The 22,176-nt window shown below is 70.4% G+C and carries 19 protein-coding genes and 1 riboswitch; of the genes, 16 read left to right on the top strand and 3 right to left on the bottom strand.

The genetic code is table 11. From position 1 onward, the window contains the following. Positions 1-4 precede the first annotated feature (4 nt). A complete protein-coding gene (locus AC1PK7_RS17995; protein ID WP_481099019.1) occupies positions 5-481 on the top strand; it encodes a GNAT family N-acetyltransferase in 477 nt (158 codons plus the stop codon). Then, positions 478-1,587, top strand: coding sequence for a bifunctional diaminohydroxyphosphoribosylaminopyrimidine deaminase/5-amino-6-(5-phosphoribosylamino)uracil reductase RibD (gene ribD / locus AC1PK7_RS17990; RefSeq protein ID WP_481099018.1), 1,110 nt, complete (start codon positions 478-480; stop codon positions 1,585-1,587). Before AC1PK7_RS17995 ends, ribD begins: the two co-directional genes overlap by 4 nt. Positions 1,588-1,674: 87 nt before the next feature. Here the strand turns inward: ribD and AC1PK7_RS17985 are convergent, their stop codons facing one another. Beyond that, the gene (locus AC1PK7_RS17985; RefSeq protein WP_481099017.1) at positions 1,675-2,298 is read right to left on the bottom strand and encodes an outer membrane beta-barrel protein; all 624 of its coding nucleotides are present in this window, start codon (positions 2,296-2,298) and stop codon (positions 1,675-1,677) included. Positions 2,299-2,517: 219 nt separating this feature from the next. Further along, a riboswitch (FMN riboswitch) is annotated at positions 2,518-2,681 on the top strand. Between the two features lie 79 nt (positions 2,682-2,760). Here AC1PK7_RS17985 and AC1PK7_RS17980 point away from each other — a divergent pair. The 14 genes from AC1PK7_RS17980 (at position 2,761) to AC1PK7_RS17915 (ending at position 19,916) form a co-directional block, all read left to right on the top strand. Then, a complete protein-coding gene (locus tag AC1PK7_RS17980) occupies positions 2,761-3,360 on the top strand; it encodes a riboflavin synthase (protein ID WP_481099016.1) in 600 nt (199 codons plus the stop codon). A gap of 116 nt (positions 3,361-3,476) precedes the next feature. Continuing rightward, complete coding sequence (gene ribB, locus AC1PK7_RS17975; protein ID WP_481100929.1) at positions 3,477-4,610, top strand: 3,4-dihydroxy-2-butanone-4-phosphate synthase; 1,134 nt, start codon at positions 3,477-3,479, stop codon at positions 4,608-4,610. A 102-nt stretch (positions 4,611-4,712) separates the two neighbouring features. Next, the gene (ribH, locus tag AC1PK7_RS17970) at positions 4,713-5,180 is read left to right on the top strand and encodes a 6,7-dimethyl-8-ribityllumazine synthase (protein WP_481099015.1); all 468 of its coding nucleotides are present in this window, start codon (positions 4,713-4,715) and stop codon (positions 5,178-5,180) included. Then, entirely contained in the window at positions 5,177-5,653 is a 477-nt protein-coding gene (nusB, locus tag AC1PK7_RS17965) for a transcription antitermination factor NusB (RefSeq protein WP_019801150.1), read from the top strand. The genes ribH and nusB overlap by 4 nt, the downstream gene beginning before the upstream one ends. A gap of 109 nt (positions 5,654-5,762) precedes the next feature. After that, positions 5,763-6,737, top strand: a complete 975-nt coding sequence (gene thiL / locus AC1PK7_RS17960) for a thiamine-phosphate kinase (RefSeq protein WP_481099014.1) — start codon at positions 5,763-5,765, stop codon at positions 6,735-6,737. A 221-nt stretch (positions 6,738-6,958) separates the two neighbouring features. Further along, positions 6,959-8,542, top strand: coding sequence for a CocE/NonD family hydrolase (locus tag AC1PK7_RS17955; protein ID WP_481099013.1), 1,584 nt, complete (start codon positions 6,959-6,961; stop codon positions 8,540-8,542). An 871-nt stretch (positions 8,543-9,413) separates the two neighbouring features. Next, positions 9,414-10,928 carry an outer membrane beta-barrel protein gene (locus AC1PK7_RS17950; protein WP_481099012.1) on the top strand — a complete coding sequence of 505 codons (1,515 nt, stop codon included), beginning with the start codon at positions 9,414-9,416 and terminating at the stop codon, positions 10,926-10,928. Between the two features lie 294 nt (positions 10,929-11,222). Beyond that, complete coding sequence (locus tag AC1PK7_RS17945; protein WP_010341961.1) at positions 11,223-11,315, top strand: potassium-transporting ATPase subunit F; 93 nt, start codon at positions 11,223-11,225, stop codon at positions 11,313-11,315. A gap of 16 nt (positions 11,316-11,331) precedes the next feature. Continuing rightward, entirely contained in the window at positions 11,332-13,056 is a 1,725-nt protein-coding gene (gene kdpA / locus AC1PK7_RS17940) for a potassium-transporting ATPase subunit KdpA (RefSeq protein ID WP_420007906.1), read from the top strand. Between the two features lie 10 nt (positions 13,057-13,066). After that, positions 13,067-15,136 carry a potassium-transporting ATPase subunit KdpB gene (gene kdpB, locus AC1PK7_RS17935; protein WP_481099011.1) on the top strand — a complete coding sequence of 690 codons (2,070 nt, stop codon included), beginning with the start codon at positions 13,067-13,069 and terminating at the stop codon, positions 15,134-15,136. A gap of 39 nt (positions 15,137-15,175) precedes the next feature. Continuing rightward, positions 15,176-15,805 (top strand): potassium-transporting ATPase subunit KdpC, encoded by a 630-nt coding sequence (gene kdpC, locus AC1PK7_RS17930; protein WP_481099010.1) that lies wholly within the window; start codon positions 15,176-15,178, stop codon positions 15,803-15,805. Between the two features lie 66 nt (positions 15,806-15,871). Further along, positions 15,872-18,550 carry an ATP-binding protein gene (locus AC1PK7_RS17925; RefSeq protein WP_481099009.1) on the top strand — a complete coding sequence of 893 codons (2,679 nt, stop codon included), beginning with the start codon at positions 15,872-15,874 and terminating at the stop codon, positions 18,548-18,550. After that, the gene (locus AC1PK7_RS17920; RefSeq protein ID WP_010341966.1) at positions 18,540-19,268 is read left to right on the top strand and encodes a response regulator; all 729 of its coding nucleotides are present in this window, start codon (positions 18,540-18,542) and stop codon (positions 19,266-19,268) included. Before AC1PK7_RS17925 ends, AC1PK7_RS17920 begins: the two co-directional genes overlap by 11 nt. Before the next feature lie 147 nt (positions 19,269-19,415). Further along, positions 19,416-19,916, top strand: coding sequence for an AAA family ATPase (locus AC1PK7_RS17915; RefSeq protein ID WP_010341967.1), 501 nt, complete (start codon positions 19,416-19,418; stop codon positions 19,914-19,916). Between the two features lie 322 nt (positions 19,917-20,238). Here the strand turns inward: AC1PK7_RS17915 and AC1PK7_RS17910 are convergent, their stop codons facing one another. Both AC1PK7_RS17910 and AC1PK7_RS17905 read right to left on the bottom strand, forming a co-directional pair. After that, positions 20,239-21,624 carry an FAD-binding oxidoreductase gene (locus AC1PK7_RS17910; protein ID WP_481099008.1) on the bottom strand — a complete coding sequence of 462 codons (1,386 nt, stop codon included), beginning with the start codon at positions 21,622-21,624 and terminating at the stop codon, positions 20,239-20,241. Continuing rightward, positions 21,621-22,175 (bottom strand): metal-dependent hydrolase, encoded by a 555-nt coding sequence (locus AC1PK7_RS17905; protein ID WP_481099007.1) that lies wholly within the window; start codon positions 22,173-22,175, stop codon positions 21,621-21,623. The genes AC1PK7_RS17910 and AC1PK7_RS17905 overlap by 4 nt, the downstream gene beginning before the upstream one ends. Position 22,176 lies beyond the last annotated feature (1 nt).

The following is a 22,176-nucleotide window of genomic DNA, read 5'->3' as shown; positions in this document are numbered from 1 at the left end:
GCGCATGCGCATCGTCTGTCTGGCCGAGGCGGCGCAGCACATCCCGGCGCTGGCGCAGGAACATCTGCAGGCCTTCGGTCCGCTGCTGCCGGAATGGAACGTGGTCGAGGCCGAGGCCGACCTGCGCAGCCATCGCGACGACAAGCGCATTCCCACCAGCTGGATCGCCCTGGACGGCGAGGACTGGCTGGGGTCGGTGAGCCTGCTGCAGAACGACGACGCGCGCATCCGCCAGTTCTCGCCGTGGCTGGCCACGCTGTACGTGCGGCCGCAGGCGCGCGGCGCCGGCGTCGGCGCCGCCCTAGTCGCGCACTGCGTGCAGGCCGCGGCGGGCTTCGGCGTGCAGTGGCTGTACCTGTACTGCGAGCCGGTGCTGGTGCCGTTCTACGAGCGCCTGGGCTGGCAGCGCCATGCCGACCTGCCGCTGGGGCCGCTGCAGATCGTAGTGATGCGTATCGACGCCGGCGGCGCTGCCGCATGAGCGCTCCGCAGGCGCCCGGCTTTTCCGCCGACGACCATTGCTGGATGGCGCAGGCCCTGCGCCTGGCCGAGCGCGGCGCCTACACCACGCGGCCGAACCCGATGGTCGGTTGCGTGATCGTGCGCGACGGCGCGGTGGTCGGCGAGGGCTTCCACCAGCGCGCCGGCGGGCCGCACGCGGAGGTGTTCGCGCTGCGCGCCGCCGGCGAACGCGCCCGCGGCGCCACCGCCTACGTGACCCTGGAGCCATGCGCGCACTACGGCCGCACGCCGCCATGCGCGCTGGCGCTGATCGAAGCCGGAGTGGCGCGGGTGGTGGCGGCGATGGCCGACCCGTTCCCGCAGGTCAACGGCGGCGGCTTCGCACTGCTGCGCGAAGCCGGCATCGCGGTGCAATCCGGGTTGATGCAAGCGCAGGCGCGCGCGCTCAACCGGGGCTTCCTGTCGCGGGTGGAGCGCGGCCGACCGTGGCTGCGGATCAAGCTCGGTGCCAGCCTGGACGGACGCACCGCGCTGGCCAGCGGCGAATCGAAATGGATCACCGGCGCGGCGGCGCGCCAGGACGTGCAGCATTGGCGCGCCCGCGCCGGCGCCATCCTCACCGGCGCCGGCACCGTGCTGGCCGACGACCCGGCGCTGACCGTGCGCCTGGATGCGGCGACCGAGGTGATACCGCCGCTGCGCGTGGTGCTGGACGCGCAACTGCGCAGCCTGGCCCAGGCCAAGGTCCGCGACGGCAGCGCACCGACCCTGTATCTGCATGCGCCGGACCGCGTGCCGCCGACGCTGGATCACGCGACATTCGCCGCCGTGCCGCTGCACGACGGGCGCTGCGATCTGCATGCGGCGCTGCGCCTGCTCGCCGAACGCGGGATCAACGAGGTGCAGGTCGAAGCCGGCGCAACGCTGAGCGGCGCGTTGCTGCATGCCGGCCTGGTCGACGAGTTGCTGGTGTACATGGCGCCGCTGTTGCTGGGGGATACCGCTCGTCCGCTGCTGGCCGGGCTCGGCATCAAGACCATGGCGCAGCGGGTGCCGCTGCACCTTGCGGACATCGTGCAACTGGGGCAGGACTTGCGCTTGCGCTATCTCCCGGCAGCGGACTGAGCCCGCCGACGAACGCATCAATGCAAAGGGCACGCCGGCGGTGTTTGCCGGCGTGCCCTTTATGTGCGCAAGGCGCCACGTCTTGGATCAGAAGCTGGCGCGCACGCCGATCTTGTACTGGTTGGCGTCATCGATGTATTGGAATTCGCCGACCATGCCCCAGGTGCGAGTGAAGTTGATCTGGCCACCAACGGTGCCGACGAACTTGCCTTCGTCGGCGTCGCTGCCGTCGATGTAGCCGGCCTTGATCCAGGCTTCGGTCCGCGGCGAGGGCTTGCCGCGCACCCCGAGATTGACGGCACCCAGGGTGCTGGAATCGGAGCCGCGGCCGAGGCGCACGCCGTCCTCGCGCAGGTCGGCTTCGGCCTTGACCCGCAGCACGCTGGCGTCTGCGATGAAGTCCACGCGCTCGGTCATTTCCTGCCGGTAGCCGATGCCCAGGCTGGCCTGCTGCACGGTCACCTTGGCGGTGTACACCTCGGACAGGACGAAGTCCTCGCTGGCGCGCTGGTAGCCGGCGAACACATACGCCGGCTCGGCAATCTGCCAGGAGCCGCGCAGGTAGCCGCCGGTGATGTCCTCGGAGGACGCGTTGACGTTGATCTCGGTGCGGTTCCAGCCGCCTTCGACATAGTTGTAGCTCAGGCCCTCGGCCGACGCAGCAAAGGGTGCGGCCGCCAACAGGGCAGCCAGGATCAGGGTGTTGCGCATGGGTGATGCTCTCCGAATGAATGGCAGTGTCAGCGCCCCGTTGCAGGGCGGACACGGGCGACGTCGCTGTCGCCCACGCGCATCTTAACAAATATTTCACATTGCTGTCTTGGGGGCGGGCATACCGCGCGATGCAGTGTCCTGTCCTGGTCGACAGTGCGGGTCGGGCCCGCCTGACCACGCCTGCTAGAATGCCCGGGCCGGTTCGCCGGCGACCACAAACGTCTTCAGGGCGGGGTGCGATTCCCCACCGGCGGTAGGTGCGTTCGCGCACGAGCCCGCGAGCGCTTCCCGGCGCAGGCGCGCCGCGCCGGCTCGGGAAGGTCAGCAGATCCGGTGCGATGCCGGGGCCGACGGTATAGTCCGGATGAAAGAAGACGGCTTTCGCGCAGCCTCGCGGCTGTGCGCGTGCCTGTTTGCCTTGTGGCGTTTTTCGCTCACCCCATTGCGAGAAACGTAGCTATGTTCACCGGAATCATCGAAGGCGTCGGCCACCTCGCCGCACGCCAGCCGCAGGGCGGCGATCTGCGCTTCACCTTCGCCACCGGCAGCCTGCCGTTCGCCGACGTGCGCCTGGGCGAAAGCATCGCGGTCAATGGCGTGTGCCTGACCGTGATCGCCTTCGACGCGGCGGCGTTCCAGGCCGACGCCTCCACCGAAACCCTGGCGCTGACCACGCTCGGCCGCCTGGCCGAGGGCGCGGCGCTGAACCTGGAGCGGGCGATGCGCCCCAGCGACCGCCTCGGCGGGCACCTGGTCAGCGGCCACGTCGACGGCCTCGGTGAGGTGCTGTCGATCCACGACGACGCGCGCGCGCAGCGCTGGCGCTTCGCTGCGCCGGCGTCGCTGCTGCGCTACATCGCCAAGAAGGGCTCGATCTGCGTGGACGGGGTCAGCCTCACCGTCAATGAAGTGGATGCGCAAGGCTTCGAGGTCGCGCTGATTCCGCACACCGTGGCGCACACCGCGTTCGCGCACACCGCGGTCGGTGCGGCGGTGAACCTTGAGATCGACCTGGTCGCACGCTACGTCGAACGCCTGCTGCAGGGCCGCCAGGACTGATCCTGGCGTCGTCCGGCCTTTTCCCCTATCCGCCACGCTGCGCCGCTGTCCGCGGCGCGCGCGGCATCCTCCGTCTTTCCACGAGTTCCCGCATGTCGCCTTCCGTTACCCCGAGCCTGAATTTCGCTTCCGTCCCCGAGCTGCTGGAAGAACTCCGCGCCGGCCGCATGGTGGTCATCGTCGACGACGAGGACCGCGAGAACGAGGGCGACCTGATCATGGCCGCTGAGCTGGTCAAGCCTTCGGACATCAACTTCATGGTCACCCACGCGCGCGGCCTGGTGTGCCTGTCGCTGACCCGCGAGCGCTGCGCGCAGCTGGGCCTGGCGCCGATGGTCCAGCGCAACACCGCGCAATTCCATACCAACTTCACCGTCAGCATCGAGGCCGCCGAGGGCGTGACCACCGGCATCTCCGCCTACGACCGCGCCCACACCGTGCGCACCGCGGTCAAGCCGGACGCCAAGCCGCACGACCTCAGCCAGCCCGGCCACATCTTCCCGCTGATCGCCCAGCCGGGCGGGGTGCTGACCCGCGCCGGCCACACCGAGGCCGCCAGCGACCTGCCGATGCTGGCGGGGCTGGAGCCGGCCGGCGTGCTGGTGGAGGTGCTCAACCCGGACGGCAGCATGGCGCGGCGTCCGCAGCTGGAGGCGTTCGCCCGCACCCATGGCCTGAAGATGGGCTCGATCGCCGACCTGATCGCCTACCGCCTGGCCACCGAGCACACCGTCGAGCGCATCGACGAGCGGCCGATCGACACCGAGTTCGGCGGCTTCACCCTGGTCACCTACCGCGACCGCATCGCCCACGACCTGCACTTCGCCCTGGTCCGCGGCACCCCGGACGCCGAGACGCCGACCCTGGTGCGGGTGCAGGTGGAGAATCCGCTGGCCGACCTGCTGCACTGGCGCCGCGACGATTTCGGCGTGGCCGCCAGCGACGCCCTGCGCGCGATCGCCGCCGCCGAGCGCGGGGTGATGGTCGTGCTGTCGGCGCCGCGCGACAGCGAGGCGCTGCTGGCGCGGCTGCGCGCGCAGCCCGAGGCGGCGCACGGCAAGGACGTGGGCCAGTGGCGGCGCAACGGCGCCGGCAGCCAGATCCTCGCCGACCTGGGCCTGGGCAAGCTGCGCGTGCTCGGTACCCCGCGCCGGCAGGTCGGGTTGGCCGGGTTCGGGCTGGAGGTGGTGGAGCATGTGGAGGTGGGGCAGGGATTGGGGAATCGGGATTCGGGATTGGGCAAAGCCTGATTCTGGTGCCGGATCGGCGCTGGGCGAGCGACTGCTCTCCCTCGCCCGGGCCGCGGCCTCCCTGCCTGCTAAACTCTCCCACCCCCTCAAGCTGCCACCGCCATGTCCCACTACGAAGGCGACCTCCGCACTCCCGAGTCGGCGCGTTTCGCGATCATCGCCAGCCGCTGGAACGCCCGCATCACCGACGTGCTGGTCGCCGGCGCGCGGCAGAGCCTGGCCGGCAACGGCATCGCCGATGACGCGGTGGACGTGATCCGGGTGCCGGGCGCGTGGGAGCTGCCGCTGGTCGCCGCCCGCCTGGCCGCGGCCGGCAAGCATGCCGCGATCATCGCGCTGGGCTGCGTGATCCGGGGCGACACTCGCCACTACGAACACGTCGCCGACGGCTGCGCCGAGGGCTTGCTGCGCGTCTCGCTGGACTTCCGCATCCCGGTGCTCAACGGCGTGCTCGCGGTGGAGCAGGTCGAGGACGCCGAGGCGCGCGCCGGCGGCAGCCACGGCAACAAGGGCGAGGAAGCGGCGCTGGGCGCGCTGGAGATGGTCAACCTGCTGGAGCTGCTGCCGTGAACAAACCCGCTGGCCACAAGCACCACCCGCGCCGCGACGGCGTCGATCCGGTCCTGCGTTCGCGCGCGCGCCGGCGCGCGCTGCAGGCGATCTACGCCTGGCAGATTTCCGGCGGCAATGCCCAGCACGTGATCGCCCAGTTCGCGCACGAGCAGGCCCACGAGATCGCCGACCTGGTGTACTTCGAGAACCTGGTCGAAGGCGTGCTCAAGCACCGCGCCGAACTGGACGAAGCACTGGTCGGCTACCTGGACCGCACGGTCGAGGAAGTAGATGCGATCGAGCGCGCGGTGCTGCGCCTGGCCGCCTACGAACTGCTGTACCGCATGGACGTGCCGTACCGGGTGGTGATCAACGAAGCGATCGAGACCGCCAAACGCTTCGGCTCCGAGCACGGCCACACCTACGTCAACGGCGTCCTCGACCGCGCCGCGCTGCAGTGGCGCGCGGTGGAGTCGGGCGGAGGCGCCTGACGGCGCGGGATTGGGCATTCGGGATTGGGGATTCGCAAGCGCGGCATTCCCGTCCTCGGACGCGCTTTTTGCCAATCCCCAATCCCGAATCCCCACTCCCGGCCCTCCAATGCCCGAATTCGATCTGATCGAGCGCCTGCGTGCGCGCAGCCGGGCGCGTGACGACCTGCCGCTGGGCATCGGCGACGATGCGGCCTTGCTGCTGCCGCCGGCGGGGGAGTTGCTGGCGATCACCACCGATACGCTCAATGCCGGGGTGCATTTCCCGGCCGAGACCGCGGCCGCCGACATCGGCTGGAAGACGCTGGCGGTGAATCTGTCCGACCTGGCGGCGATGGGCGCGCAGCCGCGCTGGTGCACGCTGTCGCTGTCGTTGCCGCAGGTCGACATGGCCTGGGTCGATGCGTTCGCCGAGGGCTTCTTCGCCCTGGCCGACGCGCACGGCATCGGCCTGGCCGGCGGCGACACCACGCGTGGGCCGCTGGCGTTGTCGGTCACCGCCATCGGCAGCGTGCCGGCGACGGCGGCGCTGCGCCGCGACGCCGCGCAGGTCGGCGACGCGGTCTGGGTGACCGGCCAGCCGGGCGAGGCCGCCGCGGCGCTGGCGCTGTGGCAGGCCGGCCGCCTGGACGTGACCGCGCCGGCCGCCGATCCCCTGCACGAACGCCTGCGCCAGCGCCTGCTGCGGCCGACGCCGCGGGTGCAGGCCGGCGTGCGCCTGCGCGGCCTGGCGCGTGCCTGCGTGGACGTCTCCGACGGCCTGCTGGCCGACCTGGAGCACATCTGTGCGCGCAGCGGCGTCGGCGCCGAACTGGACCTGGCCGCGCTGCCGGCGGTCGCCGCCCCGGCCGATGCGGACCCTGCACAGGTGCATGCCTGGCAACTGGGCGGCGGCGACGACTACGAGCTGTGCTTCACCGCCGACCCGGCGCAGCGCGCGGCGATCGTGCAGGCGTTGCAGGCGGTCGGGGTCGTGGCCACACCGATCGGGCGCATCGTCGCCGGCCGCGACATCGTGGTGCGCGATGCCGACGGCCAACCATGGCAACCGCCGCGTAGCGGCTACCAGCACTTTCTGAGCTGAGCCGCGTGGCCTGGGCGCGCGCCGGCCACGGGCCGCGGCGCCAGCACGTTTGTGCCTCCGGCCAAGGTCCTTCCATACCGTGCCGCACTGCGGCGTGAATATCGCCCGTACCCGGTGGTACGGTCCGCCTGCCCGGCCCCACGTCGAGCGCTTGTCACCGTTCTGGCATTACCGTTCCGGCAGCCGGCCATTCCGGTCCGGCGCCGCTTGGGAGGCAGTCCATGCGCATGTCCGTGTCACGTCGCATCGCCCTTGGCGCGATGTTGCTGGTGTTCTCCGCCGCCGCGGCTGCGGCCGGCTTCAGCAAGCAGTACCAGAGCATTCCCAGTTTCGATGGCACCAAGCTCGGCGCGCTCGTCCTGGTGCCGCAGGGGCAGGGGCCGGGGCCGTTCCCGCTGGTGGTGATGCCGGCCAGCTGGTCGCTGCCCAACCTGGAATACGTGGGCCGCGCCAGCGAACTGGCCAACGACGGCTACGTGGTGGTGAGCTACACCTCGCGCGGCTTCTGGGATTCGCAGGGGCTGATCGACATCGCCGGCGCGCCGACGGTGGAGGACGTCAGTTCGGTGATCGACTGGGCGTTGGCCAACACCCCGGCCGACGCCAAGGCGATCGGCGTGTCGGGCATCTCCTACGGCGCCGGCACCAGCCTGCTCGCCGCCGCGCGCGACCCGCGGATCAAGGCGGTGGCCGCGCTCAGCGGCTGGGCCGATCTGCAGGCCTCGCTGTACGCCAACAGCACGGTCAGCCAGCAGGGCGTCGCCCTGCTGGTCGGTGCCGGCACGCTCACCGGCCGGCCCGGTCCGGACCTGGCGCAGATCACCGCGCACGTGGCGGTGGGCGACTACGACGGCGCGGTGCAGGGCTTCCTGCCCAAGGCGGCCGAACGCGGGGTGATCAACGAGGTGCAGGCGCTCAACCGCAACGGCCCGGCGGTGCTGATGGCCAATGCCTTCAACGACGGCCTGTTCCCGCCGAACCAATACATCAACCTGTTCAACCGGCTGAGCGTGCCCAAGCACCTGATGTTCAGCCAGGGCGACCATGCCACCGCCGAACTGCCGGGCGCGCTGGGCCTGCCGAACCAGGTGTATACCGAGGCTACGCGCTGGTTCGACCACTACCTGAAGGGCCGCGACAACGGCGTGGATCGCGAAGCGCCGGTGCAGCTGTCGACCCTGGGCGGCACCTGGCTCAGCTATGCCGACTGGAACAGCGTGCAGGCCGGCGCCACCCGCTACGGCCTGACTGGCCCCAGCGGCCTGTTGCTGCCGACCGGGTCGCTGACCAGCGGCAACAGCAGCGGCTGGAACTACCGCATCGCCACCGATGTGCCGACGCTGGCCGATTCCGGCGTGGTGCTGGTCAGTGGCCTGCTGCAGGGTTTCGGCCAGCCGGTGACCACCTCGATTCCGCTGGTCAGCCGGGTGGGCGCCGCGGTGTGGAGCGGCCCGGCGCTGTCCAGCGACAAGCGCCTGGCCGGCGCGCCGTCGTTGCGGCTGACGGTGACCCCGAGCCAATCCAACGTGTCGCTGTTCGCCTATCTCTACAGCATGGACAGCGCGGGGTCGGCGCAATTGCTGAGCCACGTGCCGTACACGCTGCGCAATGCGACGCCGGGCACGCCGGTGACTCTCGACCTGGCGCTGCAGGCGACCGCGGTCGAGATCCCGGCCGGTCGTCGCCTGGTGCTGGTGGTGGACACCACCGATCCGCGTTACACCTCGGCCAGCCGCTTCGGCGGCACCGTGAGCTTCAGCTCGCCGGCTGCGACGCCGTCGTTCTTGAGTGTGCCGTTGCACTGAGGCTGCGCTTTTACCTTCTCCCTCCGGGACCATGGCCCCCTTTTCGGGGGAAGGTGCCCCGCAGGGGCGGATGAGGGTACGGGCGAAGCCTCGCGTGGATAGGTCAGCGCGGCGCTTCGCGCGCCGGACCCTCACCCCCAACCCCTCTCCCGATGGGAGAGGGGCTCTAGCCTCTCCCTTCTCCCCTCGGGAGAAGGTGCCCCGCATGGGCGGATGAGGGTACGGGCGCAGCCTCGCATGGCCAGATCGACGTGGCGCTTCGCGCGCCGGACCCTCACCCCAACCCCTCTCCCGGTGGGAGAGGGGCTTAGCTTCTCCCTTCTCCCGCCGGGAGAAGGTGCCCCGCAGGGGCGGATGAGGGTGCGATACCACGCATCGCCACACAGCGCGCACACCACGCCAAACACACGAATTTACGCAGCTTTTATTCGAACCGGCGTGCGCTTTGCAACGAAGATATTCGGCGATTCCTATACTTTCCGCGCTGACGACAGGGGTGTTTGCGAGGAATCGATGGCTGCAATCTTGAGCGTGTCGCTGCCCGCAACGGTCGTGTACGGACGCGGTGTATCGCATCCGGCGACGGCGCAACACTCGGGCCTCCGGACCAGGCGACGCGACACGCCGCGTGCAGCGCGAGGCCACCATGGTTGCCGCAGCGCGTTGCAGCATCCGCCCCCACACAGTCGCGCGCGTTCGCTGCACGCGCATTGATCCGCTGACGCCGCCACCGCGGCGCTGCATTTCAACTCTCTTCCCGCGATACGCCACCAGGCGCATCGCCTGCGATAGCGCGTGCGCGTGACGCGTTCGCGCTGTCGTTGCTTCCCTCCACCCAAAGAAGGACGGCTCTTCGCGAGCCGAGAACCCGATGTCCATGAAGCTCCACCCCCTCTTCCTGTCCCTGGCCACGCTGTGCGCTGGCCCCGCCGCTGCGGCTGGCTTGGCGGCGCCGGTGTCCGAAGCGCTGCCGACAGCGGCGCAGGACGTCGCCACGCCAGCGCTGGCGCGCAGTGCCGATTGTGCCAATGGCTTTTTCTCGCGCCTGGCCTCCGCCTATCGTGAGGATGCGCAGCCCGCCGATCCCGATGCGCCGACGCCGGCGCGTCGCGGCCTGGCGGCGCCGTTCTCCTCGCCGCCGTTCCCGTCGGCCGAATGGCAGCTTGGCGCGGTGGACTACCCGGTCGGGGTGCCCAACGAGAATGCGCAATATCCGGTGGAGAGGGCGCTGGCCTGCATGCGCGTGGGGCAGTGGATGCAGCGCAACCGCATCGAGCTGTACGGCTGGATCAATCCCTCGCTCAACGCCAGCACGTCCTCGCGCAGCAACTATCCGCTGTCCTATTCCACGCGGCCCAACCGCGGCGAATTCAACCAGGCGCTGATCCGCCTGCAGCGCGTGCCGGACACGGTGCAGACCGATCATGTCGACTGGGGCTTCCACCTCGACGACCTGTACGGCTACGACTACCACTACACTACGATGAAGGGCGTCACCAGCGACCAGTTGCTGCACCACCCGCAGCCCAACAGCGCGCTCAACGGCAAGATCTACGGCAACGATCCGATGATCGCGCACGTGGACCTGTACCTGCCGTCGGTGGCGCAGGGCATGCTGGTCACGGTCGGCCGCTACCTGTCGCTGCCCGACATCGAAGCGCAGTTCTCGCCGAACAACTACCTGTTGACCCATTCGATCCTGTACACGGTCGATGCCTATACCAACATGGGCATCCTCACCACCACCAAGCTCAACGACCAGTGGACGCTGCAGCTCGGCGTGCATGGTGGCGACGATTCGGCGATCTGGGACGCGACCAGCCGCCTGAGCGCGCAGGCCTGCCTGCGCTGGGTCTCCAGGAGCAACGACGACATGCTGTATCCGTGCGTGGAGTCGTACAACAACGCCGCGCAGACCTACAACAACCTGCAGGAGTTCGTGCTCACCTGGGGCCACCGCTTCTCGCCGAAGGTGCACATGCTCACCGAGGCCTACCACCTCTACGTGCGCGACCAGGCGCTGGCCACCGATCCGTCGCAGTCGCATGCGCCGACCGGCCGCCCCGGTTATGCGCTGGGCGAGGCGCCGGACTTCCCGCTGGGACGCAGCACCGCCGACGCCATCGTCAACTACGTCAACATCCAGCTCGGCGCCTCGGACATGCTGGCGATCCGCAACGAGTTCGTGAACGACCACGACGGCCAGCGCACCGGCTTCGCCACGCGCTACTCCAGCCACACCATCGGCTTGACCCACTGGGTGTCGCAGGATCTGGAGATCCGCCCGGAGCTGCGCTACGAGCACGCCTACGACTTCCCCGCCTACGACGGCGGGCATCGCAATCACCAGGCGACGGCGCTGATCGACGCGATCCTGCATTACTGAGCACTGCACGCGCGCTGCCGGCGCGGGCAGCGGCGATGCATCTGCAACGTGCGGCGCGATCGCCGGCGCCGCACGGTTTTACGCAGAATTTATGCGGGCCGCGCGGCTTCGCCACGGAGAGTTTATGGCGGCGACTTCGATAATGCCGGCCTGGGCCAGAAGGCCTGTCCGACCCGGTGTCCGTCGCTGTGTTGCGCTTCCCTTCTGCCGTCGTGCGCATCGCGCGCGGTGGCCTTCCCATGCGATTGCGGCCTGCCATGCGGCGGGGCGTCCCCTTGTTTCGGAGTTGAGACCATGAGCGGTTGGCTTTCGTTCGTTTGCGGCGTGGCGGTGATCGTCGCGGCCGGTTACCTGCTGTACGTGATCCTGCGCCCCGAAGATTTCTGAGCCGAGTGCCACTTCCATGATCGATACATTGCTTGTCTATGCGCTCGCGCTGCTGGTGGGATGGCCGCTGGGCCTGTACCTGGCCAAGGTGATGCGCGGGGCGCCGATGCGCGGCGACGCGCTGTTCGGCTGGATCGAACGCCCGCTGTACCGCCTGCTCGGCACCGATCCGGCGCGCGGCATGCACTGGCGCGCCTACGCCGGTGCGTTCCTGGCCAGCAACCTGGTGCTGGGCGTGCTGGTGTTTGCGTTGTTCGTGACCCAGGCCTGGCTGCCGTTCAATCCCGATGCGGTGCCGAACATGCGCTGGGACGTGGCCCTGCACACCATGATCTCGTTCCTGACCAACACCGATCAGCAGCACTACTCCGGACAGGCGCAGCTGTCGTATCTGTCGCAGGCGGTGGGCGTGGTCGGCCTGCAGTTCATCACTCCGATGATGGGCCTGGCGCTGGTCGCGGCGACGCTGCGCGGCCTGTTCGGCGGGCGCGGCCACGACGCAGCGCACACGGCGGCCGCCACCGGCGGCGAGGTGGCGCAGGAGGTCGATCTCGGCAACTACTGGGCCGATGTGATCCGTCCGACCCTGCGCTTCCTGCTGCCGCTGTGCCTGCTGTGGACGCTGCTGCTGACCCAGCAGGGCGTGCCCTCGACCCTGGCCGCCGGCCCGGTCGCCACGCCGCTGGACGCCAGTGCCGGGCAGCAGACGCAGAAGATCCCGCTCGGCCCGGTCGCGGCGATGGTGGCGATCAAGCAGCTCGGCACCAACGGCGGCGGCTGGTACGGCCCCAACAGCGCGATGGCGCTGGAGAATCCCACGCCGTTCTCCAACCTGCTGGAGATGCTGGGCATCGTGCTGATCCCGGTGGCGGTGGCGTTCATGGTCGGCCCGTTCACCGGGCGCCGCAAGTTCACCGCGCTGGTGTTCGGCAGCATGCTGGTGATGTCGCTGGCGTCCACCGCGCTGTCGATGTGGGCCGAAGGCAATACCGCCAGCACAGCCAGCGCCGCACTGATGGAAGGCAAGGAAGTGCGCCTGGGCGTGGACAGCTCGGCGGCGTGGTCGTCGCTGACCACGCAGACCTCCAACGGCTCGGTCAACGCCATGCACGATTCGCTGGCGCCGCTGACCGGCGGCGTGGCCATGGTCAACATGCTGATCAACGCGATCTGGGGCGGCATCGGCTGCGGCCTGCAGCAGTTCCTGGTGTATCTGCTGCTGAGCGTGTTCCTGGCCGGCCTGATGACCGGGCGCACCCCGGAGTTGTTCGGGCGCAAGATCGAGGCGCCGGAAGTGCGCCTGCTGGCGCTGCTGATCCTGTTGCAGCCGCTGGTGCTGCTCGGCTTCACCGCGGTCACCCTGGCGCTGCCGGCATCGATGTCGGCGACCTCCAATCCCGGCTTCCACGGCATCAGCCAGGTGTTCTACGAGTACACCTCGGCGTTCGCCAACAACGGTTCCGGGTTCGAGGGGCTGGGCGACGGCATTCCGTGGTGGAACCTGAGCTGTGCGGCCGTGCTGCTGCTGGGCCGCTATCCGGCGCTGATCGTGCCGCTGATCGTGGCCGCGCAACTGGCGCGCAAGCGGGTGGCGCCGGAAACCGGCGGCAGCCTGCAGGTGGAAACCCCGACCTTCGCGCTGACCCTGATCGCGGTCATCGTGATCCTGACCGTTCTGCAATTCACGCCGGCCCTGGTGTTGGGACCGATCGCCGATCACCTGACCCTGGCCGCGCACTGAGACGACGACGATGAGCACCCCGCACCAATCTTCTTCCGTGGCCTCCGCACCGGCGCGCCGGCCCGGGCTGTTCGACGCCGCCGCGCTGCGTGCGGCGCTGCGCGACAGCGTGCTGAAGCTGTCGCCGCGGCATCTGCTGGGCAGCCCGGTGATGGCCGTGGTCTTCGCCGGCACGCTGCTGTCGGCATTGATCACCGTAGCCGGCCAGGGCCCGGCCGGCTTCGGCTGGGCGGTGACCGCGATCCTGCTGGTCACCGTGCTGTTTGGCAATTTTGCCGAGGCGGTGGCCGAGGCACGTGGTCGCGGCCAGGCTGCGTCGCTGCGGCGCGCACGCAAGGACCTGGTGGCGCGCCGGGTCGCCAGCGCGCGGCTGGACGGCGAGAACAGCGTGCCCGCCGCCGAACTGCGTCCGGGCGACCTGGTGGTGGTCTCGGCCGGCGAACTGATCCCCGCCGACGGCGAGATCGTGCAAGGTCTGGCCACCATCAACGAGGCCGCGGTCACCGGCGAATCGGCGCCGGTGCTGCGCGAGGCCGGCACCGACCGCTCCGGCGTCATCGGCGGCACCAAGGTGCTGTCCGACGAGATCCTGGTGAAGGTCACCGCCGAGCCGGGCCACAGCTTCCTGGATCGCATGATCGCGCTGGTGGAAGGTGCCAACCGGCAGAAGACGCCGAACGAGATCGCACTGACCATGCTGCTGGCGGCGATGACGCTGACCTTCCTGATCGTGGTCGCCTCGCTCCCGGCGATCGCCGCCTTCGTCGGCGTCAAGGTGGATCCGCTGCTGCTGATCGCGCTGCTGGTGTGCCTGATCCCGACCACCATCGGCGGCCTGCTGCCGGCGATCGGCATCGCCGGCATGAACCGCGCGCTGTCGGCCAACGTGCTGGCCAAGTCCGGCAAGGCGGTGGAGGTGGCCGGCGACGTCGACGTGCTGCTGCTGGACAAGACCGGCACCATTACCCACGGCGATCGTCAGGCCACCGCGTTCCATGCGGTCAGCGGCGTGGACGTGGCGCAGCTGCGCGAGGCGGCGATGCTGTCGTCGTTGGCCGACCCGACCCCGGAAGGCAAGTCGATCGTGCGCCTGGCGCGCGAGCAGGGCCTGCCGCCGGCCGATCCGGCCGGCGCCGAGTTCATCGCCTTCACCGCGCAGACGCGCATGTCCGGTGTCGATCTGCCGGCCAGCGGCATGCAGCCGCCGCGGGCGATCCGCAAGGGCGCTGCCGATGCGCTGATCCGCCACGTCACCGCGCTGGGCGGACAGGTGCCGGCGGAACTGAAGAGTCGCGTCGAGCAGGTCGCGCGCAGCGGCGCCACGCCGCTGGTGGTGGCCGAGGGCCGGCACGTGCTGGGCGTGGTCGAGCTGTCGGACGTGGTCAAGCACGGCGTGCGCGAGAAGTTCGCGCGGCTGCGCGCGATGGGCGTCAAGACGGTGATGATCACCGGCGACAACCCGCTCACCGCCGCGGCCATCGCCGCCGAGGCCGGCGTCGACGACTACATCGCCGAAGCCACGCCCGAGGACAAGCTGGCGCGCATCCGCCAGGAGCAGGCCGGCGGACGCCTGGTGGCGATGGTCGGCGACGGCACCAACGACGCGCCGGCGCTGGCCCAGGCCGACGTCGGCCTGGCGATGAACTCCGGCACCCAGGCGGCCAAGGAGGCCGGCAACATGGTCGATCTGGATTCGGATCCGGCCAAGCTGCTGGCGGTGGTGGAAGTGGGCAAGCAGCAGCTGATCACCCGCGGCGCGCTGACCACCTTCTCGCTGGCCAACGACGTGTCCAAGTACTTCGCGATCCTGCCGGCGCTGTTCGCCGCCTCGATCCCGCAGATGGCCGCGCTGAACGTGATGCGCCTGTCCAGCCCGAGCAACGCGGTGCTGGCGGCGTTGATCTTCAATGCGCTGGTGATCCCGGCGCTGATCCCGCTGGCGCTGCGCGGCGTGCGCTTCACCCCGTCCTCGGCGACTTCGCTGCTGCGCCGGAACATGCTGATCTACGGCGTGGGCGGCGTGCTGCTGCCGTTCGTCGGGATCAAGGCCATCGACCTGCTGCTGGTGGCGCTGGGCTGACCCCGGCGCCGATCTTTACGCTCTTTCGGAATTGCCTCCATGACCGTGTCCTCCGTTTCCCCCCGCGAACCGATGCGCTGGCGCGCCGTGCTGGTGCTGCCGCTGCTGGTGCTTGCGTCCGCCGCGCTGTACTCGTTGCTGGCCACCGTGCTGGCCGGCACGCTGTTCCCCGAGCAGGCCAACGGCAGCCTGCGCAGCCACGATGGCCGGGTGGTCGGCTCGGTGCTGGTGGCGCAGCCGTTCGCCGCCGCGGGCTACTTCCAGCCGCGTCCGTCCGGCGCCAAGTACGATCCGATGTCGGCGGCCGGCAGCAACCAGGCGCGCAGCAACCCCGACCTGCGCAAGCGCCTGGATGACACCCGCCAGGCGGTGGCCGCGCGCGAAGGCATCGACCCGTCGCAGGTACCGGACGATCTGGTCACCCAGTCCGGCAGCGGCATGGACCCGGACATCAGCGTGGACGCGGCGCACATCCAAGTGGCGCGCGTCGCTGCCGCGCGCGGCCTGCCGCCGCAGACCGTCGCCGCCCTGGTCGCCGCGCAGACCCAGCCGCGCCAGTTCGGCGTGCTCGGCGCGCCGCGGGTGAATGTGCTGGCGCTGAATCTGGCGTTGGACGCGGCCGGGAATAGGGAAACGGGAATCGGGAATGGGAAGGAGCAAAAGCAGTAGGGCGGATGGCCCGAGGCTGTACGCTTCGCGAATCCCCAATTCCGAATCCCCAATCCCGGCCCTTCAATGCCCGACCCCCGCACCCAACAGGCCGACGCCCTGATCGGCGAACTGCAGCGCGAGCGCGGCGGGCGCCTGACCGTGTTCCTCGGCGCAGCGCCCGGGGTCGGCAAGACCTACGCGATGCTGTCGCGCGCGCGGCAGTTGCAGCAGCAGGGCAGCAACCTGGTGGTCGGCGTGGTCGAGACCCACGGCCGCGCCGAGACCGCGGCACTGCTGGAGGGCCTCACCGTGCAGCCGCGGCGGCGCCTGGAGTACCGCGGCCGCACGCTGGACGAGATGGACCTGGATGCGCTGCTGGCGCTGCGCCCGCCGCTGGTGCTGGTGGACGAACTGGCCCATCGCAACGCGCCCGGCAGCCGCCACGAGCGGCGCTGGCAGGATGTGCAGGAACTGCTCGACGCCGGCATCGACGTCTACAGCACGGTCAACATCCAGCACCTGGAAAGCCTCAACGACGTGGTCCACCGCATCACCGGCGTGCGCGTCAGCGAGACCGTGCCCGATGCGATCTTCGACCGCCTGCGCGACATCGTCCTGGTCGACCTGCCGCCGCGCGAATTGATCGAGCGACTGCAGCAGGGCAAGGTCTACCTGCCCGAGCAGGCCGGGCAGGCACTACAGGCGTTCTTCTCGCCGTCGAACCTGGCCGCGCTGCGCGAGCTGGCGATGCAGACCGCCGCCGACCGCGTCGACAACGATCTGCGCGACGTGCAGGCCGCGCAGGGCCGCACCAGCGTGGCGCTGCGGCGCACGGTGATGGTGGCGATCGACGGGCGCGGTCAGTCCGACTACCTGGTGCGGGTGGCGCGGCGCCTGGCCGAGCGCCGCGGCGCGCCGTGGACGGTGGTCACCGTGCAGACCCAGGCGCAGCCGGAGGCCGACTGGCAACTGGAGATCGACCGTGCGTTCGCTCTGGCGCGCCGGCTCGGCGGCGAGGCCGCGCTGCTGCACGGCGCCAACGTCGCCGACGCCTTGCTCGACCACGCCGCGCGCAGCGGCGTGTCCACCCTAGTGCTGGGCCGCACCCGCGAGCGCCCGCTGGCGCGCATGATCAACCGCACCCTGACCCAGCAACTGCTGCAACGCGGCGCGCACTACGAACTGGTGATCATCAGTTCGCCGGAAGCGCGCGCGCGGGCGCGGCGGCGCTGGCGCAGCCCGGCGCACTGGCTGTCGCGCGACGACCTGCTGTTCGCCACGGTGGCCTCGGCGCTGGCGGTGGTGGTCGCCTGGATCGCCGAAAGTTGGGTCGGCATCGACGACCTTTCGATGGTGTTCATCGTCGCAGTGGTGATGGTCGCGTCGAAGACGCGGATGACCGCGGCGGTGCTGGCGGCGCTGCTGAGCTTCTTCAGCTACAACTTCTTCTTTATCGAACCGCGCTTCACCTTCCAGATCGGCGCGCGCCAGGGCGTGGTCACGGTGCTGCTGTTCCTGGTCGCGGCCCTGGTCGCCGGGCGCCTGGCCTCGCGCCTGCGCATGCAGGTGCTGGCGCTGCGCGCGGTCAACGCACAGACCACCGCACTGCAGCGGCTGGGCCGCGAACTCACCAGTGCCGCCGACCTGGGGCAGGTGCTGGAGGCCGGCCGCCGCGCGCTCGCCGGCACCCTCGATGCCGAGGCCTGGCTGCGCCTGCAACCGCTGGAGCGCGCGCACGCCGAGGCCGACGACTACGCGCCGTCGATGGCCGCGGTGGACCGCAGCGCCGCCGATTGGGCGCAGCGCCACGGCCAGGCCACCGGCCGCTTCACCGATACCCTGGCCGGCGCGAGCTGGTGGTTCCTGCCGGTGCGCCACGAGCGCGGCACCATCGGCGTGGTCGGCCTGCGCTTCGGCGCCGGCGTGCAGCGCCCGGGCCTGGAGCAGCAGCGCCTGGCCGAGGCGATGGTCGAGGACATCGGCCAGGCGGCGCTGCGCACGCGCCTGGTCGCCGACCTGGAAAGCGCGCGTGTCAGCGGCGAGACCGAGCGGCTGCGCTCGGCCCTGCTGTCCTCGGTCTCGCACGACCTGCGCTCGCCGCTGGCGGCGATGATCGGCGCGGCCAGCAGCCTGTCCAGCTACGGCAAGGCAATGGATGCGGAGGATCGCCGCAGCCTGCTCGAGACGATCCAACTGGAAGGCGAGCGCCTGGACCGCTACATCCAGAACCTGCTGGACATGACCCGGCTCGGCCACACCGGGCTGACCTTGAACCGCGACTGGATCGGCGTGGACGAATTGATCGGCTCGGCCGCGCGGCGCCTGCAGCGCTACCAGCCGCAGGTGCGCCTGGACATCGCCCTGGCCGCGGAGCTGCCGACGCTGTGGGTGCACCCGGCACTGGTCGAACAGGCGATCTTCAACGTGCTGGAGAACGCCGCCAAGTTCTCGCCGGCTGACGCGGCGATCCGCGTCGCCGCCGGCATGGTCGAGGGCCGCCTGCGCATCGACATCAGCGACCGCGGCCCGGGCATTCCCGAGGACGAGCGCGCGCGCATCTTCGACATGTTCTACAGCGTCGAGCGCGGCGACCGCGGCCGCCACGGCACCGGCCTGGGCCTGACCATCTGCCAGGGCATGATCGGCGCGCACGGCGGCAGCGTCGAGGCGTTGCCGGGCCCAGATGGCCGCGGCACCACGATCCGCATTACCCTGCCGCTCATCGAACCCGCCGCGCCGCCGTCCCGCCCCGATGCCGACTGAGTCCCACGCCGATCCGATTCCGCCGCCGCGCGTGCTGGTCATCGACGACGAGCCGCAGATCCGCCGTTTCCTCGACATCAGCCTGCGCGCGCAGGGCTACCGCGTGCTGCAGGCCGACACCGGCGCCGCCGGCCTGGCGCAACTGGCCGCGCACGGCGCCGAACTGGTGGTGCTGGACATCGGCCTGCCCGACCAGGACGGGCACAGCGTACTGCGCGAACTGCGGCAATGGTCGTCGGTGCCGGTGATCATGCTGACCGTGCGCGCCGGCGAGGACGAGAAGGTGCAGGCGCTGGACGCCGGCGCCAACGACTACGTGACCAAGCCATTCGGCGTGCAGGAACTGATGGCGCGCATCCGCGTGCTGCTGCGCATGCAGCCCGTCGCTGGCGAGGCCGAGCCGGTGTTCGACGACGGCCACCTGCACATCCACCTGGGCCTGCGCGAAGTGCGCCTGGACGGCGAGGCGCTGCCGCTCAGCCGCAAGGAGTACGCGCTGCTCGCGTTGCTGCTGCGGCACAGCGGCCGCGTGGTGACGCAGCCGCAACTGCTGCGCGAACTGTGGGGGCCCACTCATCAGGACGACACCCACTACCTGCGCATCCTGGTCGGCAAGCTGCGGCAGAAACTCGGCGACAGCGCCGTGGCCCCGCGCTACATCGCCACCGAGCCGGGCGTGGGGCTGCGCTTCATAGGGGTGCAGTGCCCGCCGGCGTGATGGGTCTGGTGGCCTTGCTTGGATCTCGTAGGAGCGGCTTTAGCCGCGACCGACGATTACCGGTGACGTCCGGTCGCGGCTGAAGCCGCTCCTACGGCGGCAACGCATGCCCTGGGAGCGGGTGGAAAGCGATAAACGAAAGAACAGATGACCGTGCGCTCCCATCCCATCGTGATCAACCCGGATCACTTCCTGCAAACGGAACGTGGTCGCGTGTGGACGCCGGAACGCAGCCAAGCAGCATGGCGGCAAAGCCACGACGCCCTGACGACGATCCTCGCCGGTCCGTGTGAACCTGCGGGAGCCTGGACGGTCGTGATCGTATGCGGCCTCCAGGGCGCGGGAAAGACCACATGGATTGCGCGGCAACCGGTGCGGCCATGCACCGTCTACTTCGACGCGGCCCTGCCGGGTGCCCGGCAGCGCGCGCCGATCGTCGCCATCGCGAAAGCGGCCGGTGCCAGGATCGAGGTCGTCTGGATCAAGGTCGCATTACCGATTGCGCTCGCGCGGAATCTACAGCGGCCAGCGGACGAACAGGTGCCGGAGTCGGCGATCCGGTCCGTGGCCAGCCTGTTCGAAGCGCCGACGCTCGCCGAAGGCGCTGATCACGTCAGCTTGGTCACGCCTGCCGAATGGGCGCCTTGAAGGCTGCGTGCGCGGCAGCGGCGTCCAGCACGTCGCACATCGCCGCCGCGACACGCATCGGTCGCCGGCAGCGATAGCGCAATGCCATCGCTTGTGACGCGATCGCCCAGCCCCTCGTAGGAGCGGCTTCAGCCGCGACCGTGGCCTTACCGGTGATGCCCATCGCGGCTAAAGCCGCTCCTACGACGGCACCGCGGCATGGTGACGTTGCAATGAATCAGCACGCGAAAGACGCTGTTGCGAATCCCGAATCCCGAATCCCGAATCCCGAACCCCGGCTCTCAACAGCCGCCAGGCTGGTCATTCCGAATCCCGAATCCCCTCAAGGCTCCGGCAACACCTTCCCCGGATTGAGGATCCCATCCGGATCCAGCGCGCGCTTGATCGCGCGCATCGCGTCCAGCGTGGCCGCGTCGAAGGCCTGGTCCATGTAGTCGCGCTTGGCCACGCCAATGCCGTGTTCGCCCGAGAGCGTGCCTTCCAGCGACAGCACCAGTGCGAACAGGCGCGGCAGCGCCGCCTGCGCGCGCGCGGTTTCGGCGGCGTCGTCGGGCGCGTACATGATGTTGACGTGCAGGTTGCCGTTGCCGGCATGGCCGAAGGCCACGATCGGCAGGTCGAACTCGGCGGCCAGCGCTTCCACGCCTGCCACCAGGTCGGGGATGCGCGACACCGGCACCACCACGTCTTCGTTGATCTTGCCCGGGCGGATCGTTCGCAACGCCGGCGACAGCGCGCGGCGTGCGGCCCACAGGCGGTCGCGCGCGCTGCCGTCGGCGGCCACGTCCAGCGTCAGCAGGCCGTCGCCCTCGGCCGCCGCGCCCAACGCCTGCAGCGCGTAGGGCAGGGTGTCGTGGTCGCCGTCGGCCTCGATCAGCAGCATCGCGCCGGCTTCGGGTACGTCGCTGCCATTGCGGCGCAGCAGCGCGATCGCGCTGCGGTCCATGAACTCGAGCATGGTCGGCGTGCTCGGCTGCGCCATCAGCCGCGACACCGCGGCGGCGGCGGCGGCGGCGTCGCGGTACAGCGCGCGCAGTCCGGCCTGCGCCAGCGGCCGCGGCGACAGTTTCAGCGTCGCTTCCACGATCAGCGCCAGCGTGCCTTCGCTGCCGACCAGCAGGTGGGTCAGGTCGTAGCCGGTGGCGTCCTTGGTGTAGGCGCCGCCGCAGCGGATCAGCTCGCCCGTGCCGGTCACCGCGACCAGGCCGAGCACGTTGTCGCGGGTCGCGCCGTACTTCACCGCGCGCGGCCCACCGGCATTGGTCGACAGGTTGCCGCCGACGCTGCAGATCTCCGCGCTGGACGGATCCGGCGGCCAGAACAGCCCGTGCGGCGCCAAGGCCTGCTGCAGGTCGCCGTTGAGCACGCCGGGTTCGACCACCGCGCAGCGGTCCGCCGGGCGCAGTTGCAGAATGCGGTTCATGCGCGCGAACGACAGCACCACGCCGCCGGAGAACGGCACCGCGGCGCCGGCGGTGCCGGTGCCGGCGCCGCGCGCCACCAGCGGCACGCGGTGCGCGCGGCAGGCGCGCACGATCGCCTGCACCTGCGCGCGGGTCTGCGGCAGCGCCACCGCGTCGGCCAGCGCCCAGCGCCGCGAATCGTCCTCGCCGTAGCGGCGCCGGCTGTCGGCGTCGGTGCGCCAGCCCTCTGGGCCGAGCAGGGTGGCGAGGGTGTCGGTGAGCGCGGCAGGCAGCGGTGTGGTCATGGCGAAGGCGGCGAAGAGGAAGACGCGGAGGGCGAGGGCGGCTGCAGCAGTTTCCAGGTGCACACCGCCAGCGCCAGCGGCAGCCACACCCAGCGCAGCTCCGACAGCAGTGTGGCCACGCCGCGGGCGCTGAAGAAACCGTTGGCGAACGGCGAGACCCGGATCGGCCGCCACGGCGCGAACCAGCGCTGCTCGCTCCACGGCCAGGTCAGGGCCACGCCGAGGCCGCCGGAGGTCATCGCATCGAGCAGCGGATGCGAGGCGGTGCAGACGAACATCCAGGTGGCCGCCTGCAGCGCGCCGGCGCGCAGGGGCCGGTGCAGCAGCCCACCGAGCGCGCCCAGCACCACGGCGAACAGCAGCGAGTGGCTGGCCCCACGATGGCCGAAGGCGTCGGCATAGGGAATGTGCAGGGCGAAGCCGAGCACGTCGGCGTCGGGCAGCATCGCCGCGACGATGCCGGCGCCGAGCAGGCGGGTGGAGATGCGCCCGCGATCGGCGGCGGCCCACAGCGCCAGCGGCACCGCGGCGTGGGTGAAGATGCTGGGCACC

This window comes from Xanthomonas sp. NCPPB 3174 (assembly GCF_056725205.1).
Note: the sequence above shows the minus strand (reverse complement) of the source record. Positions and strands in the feature narration are given on the sequence as shown.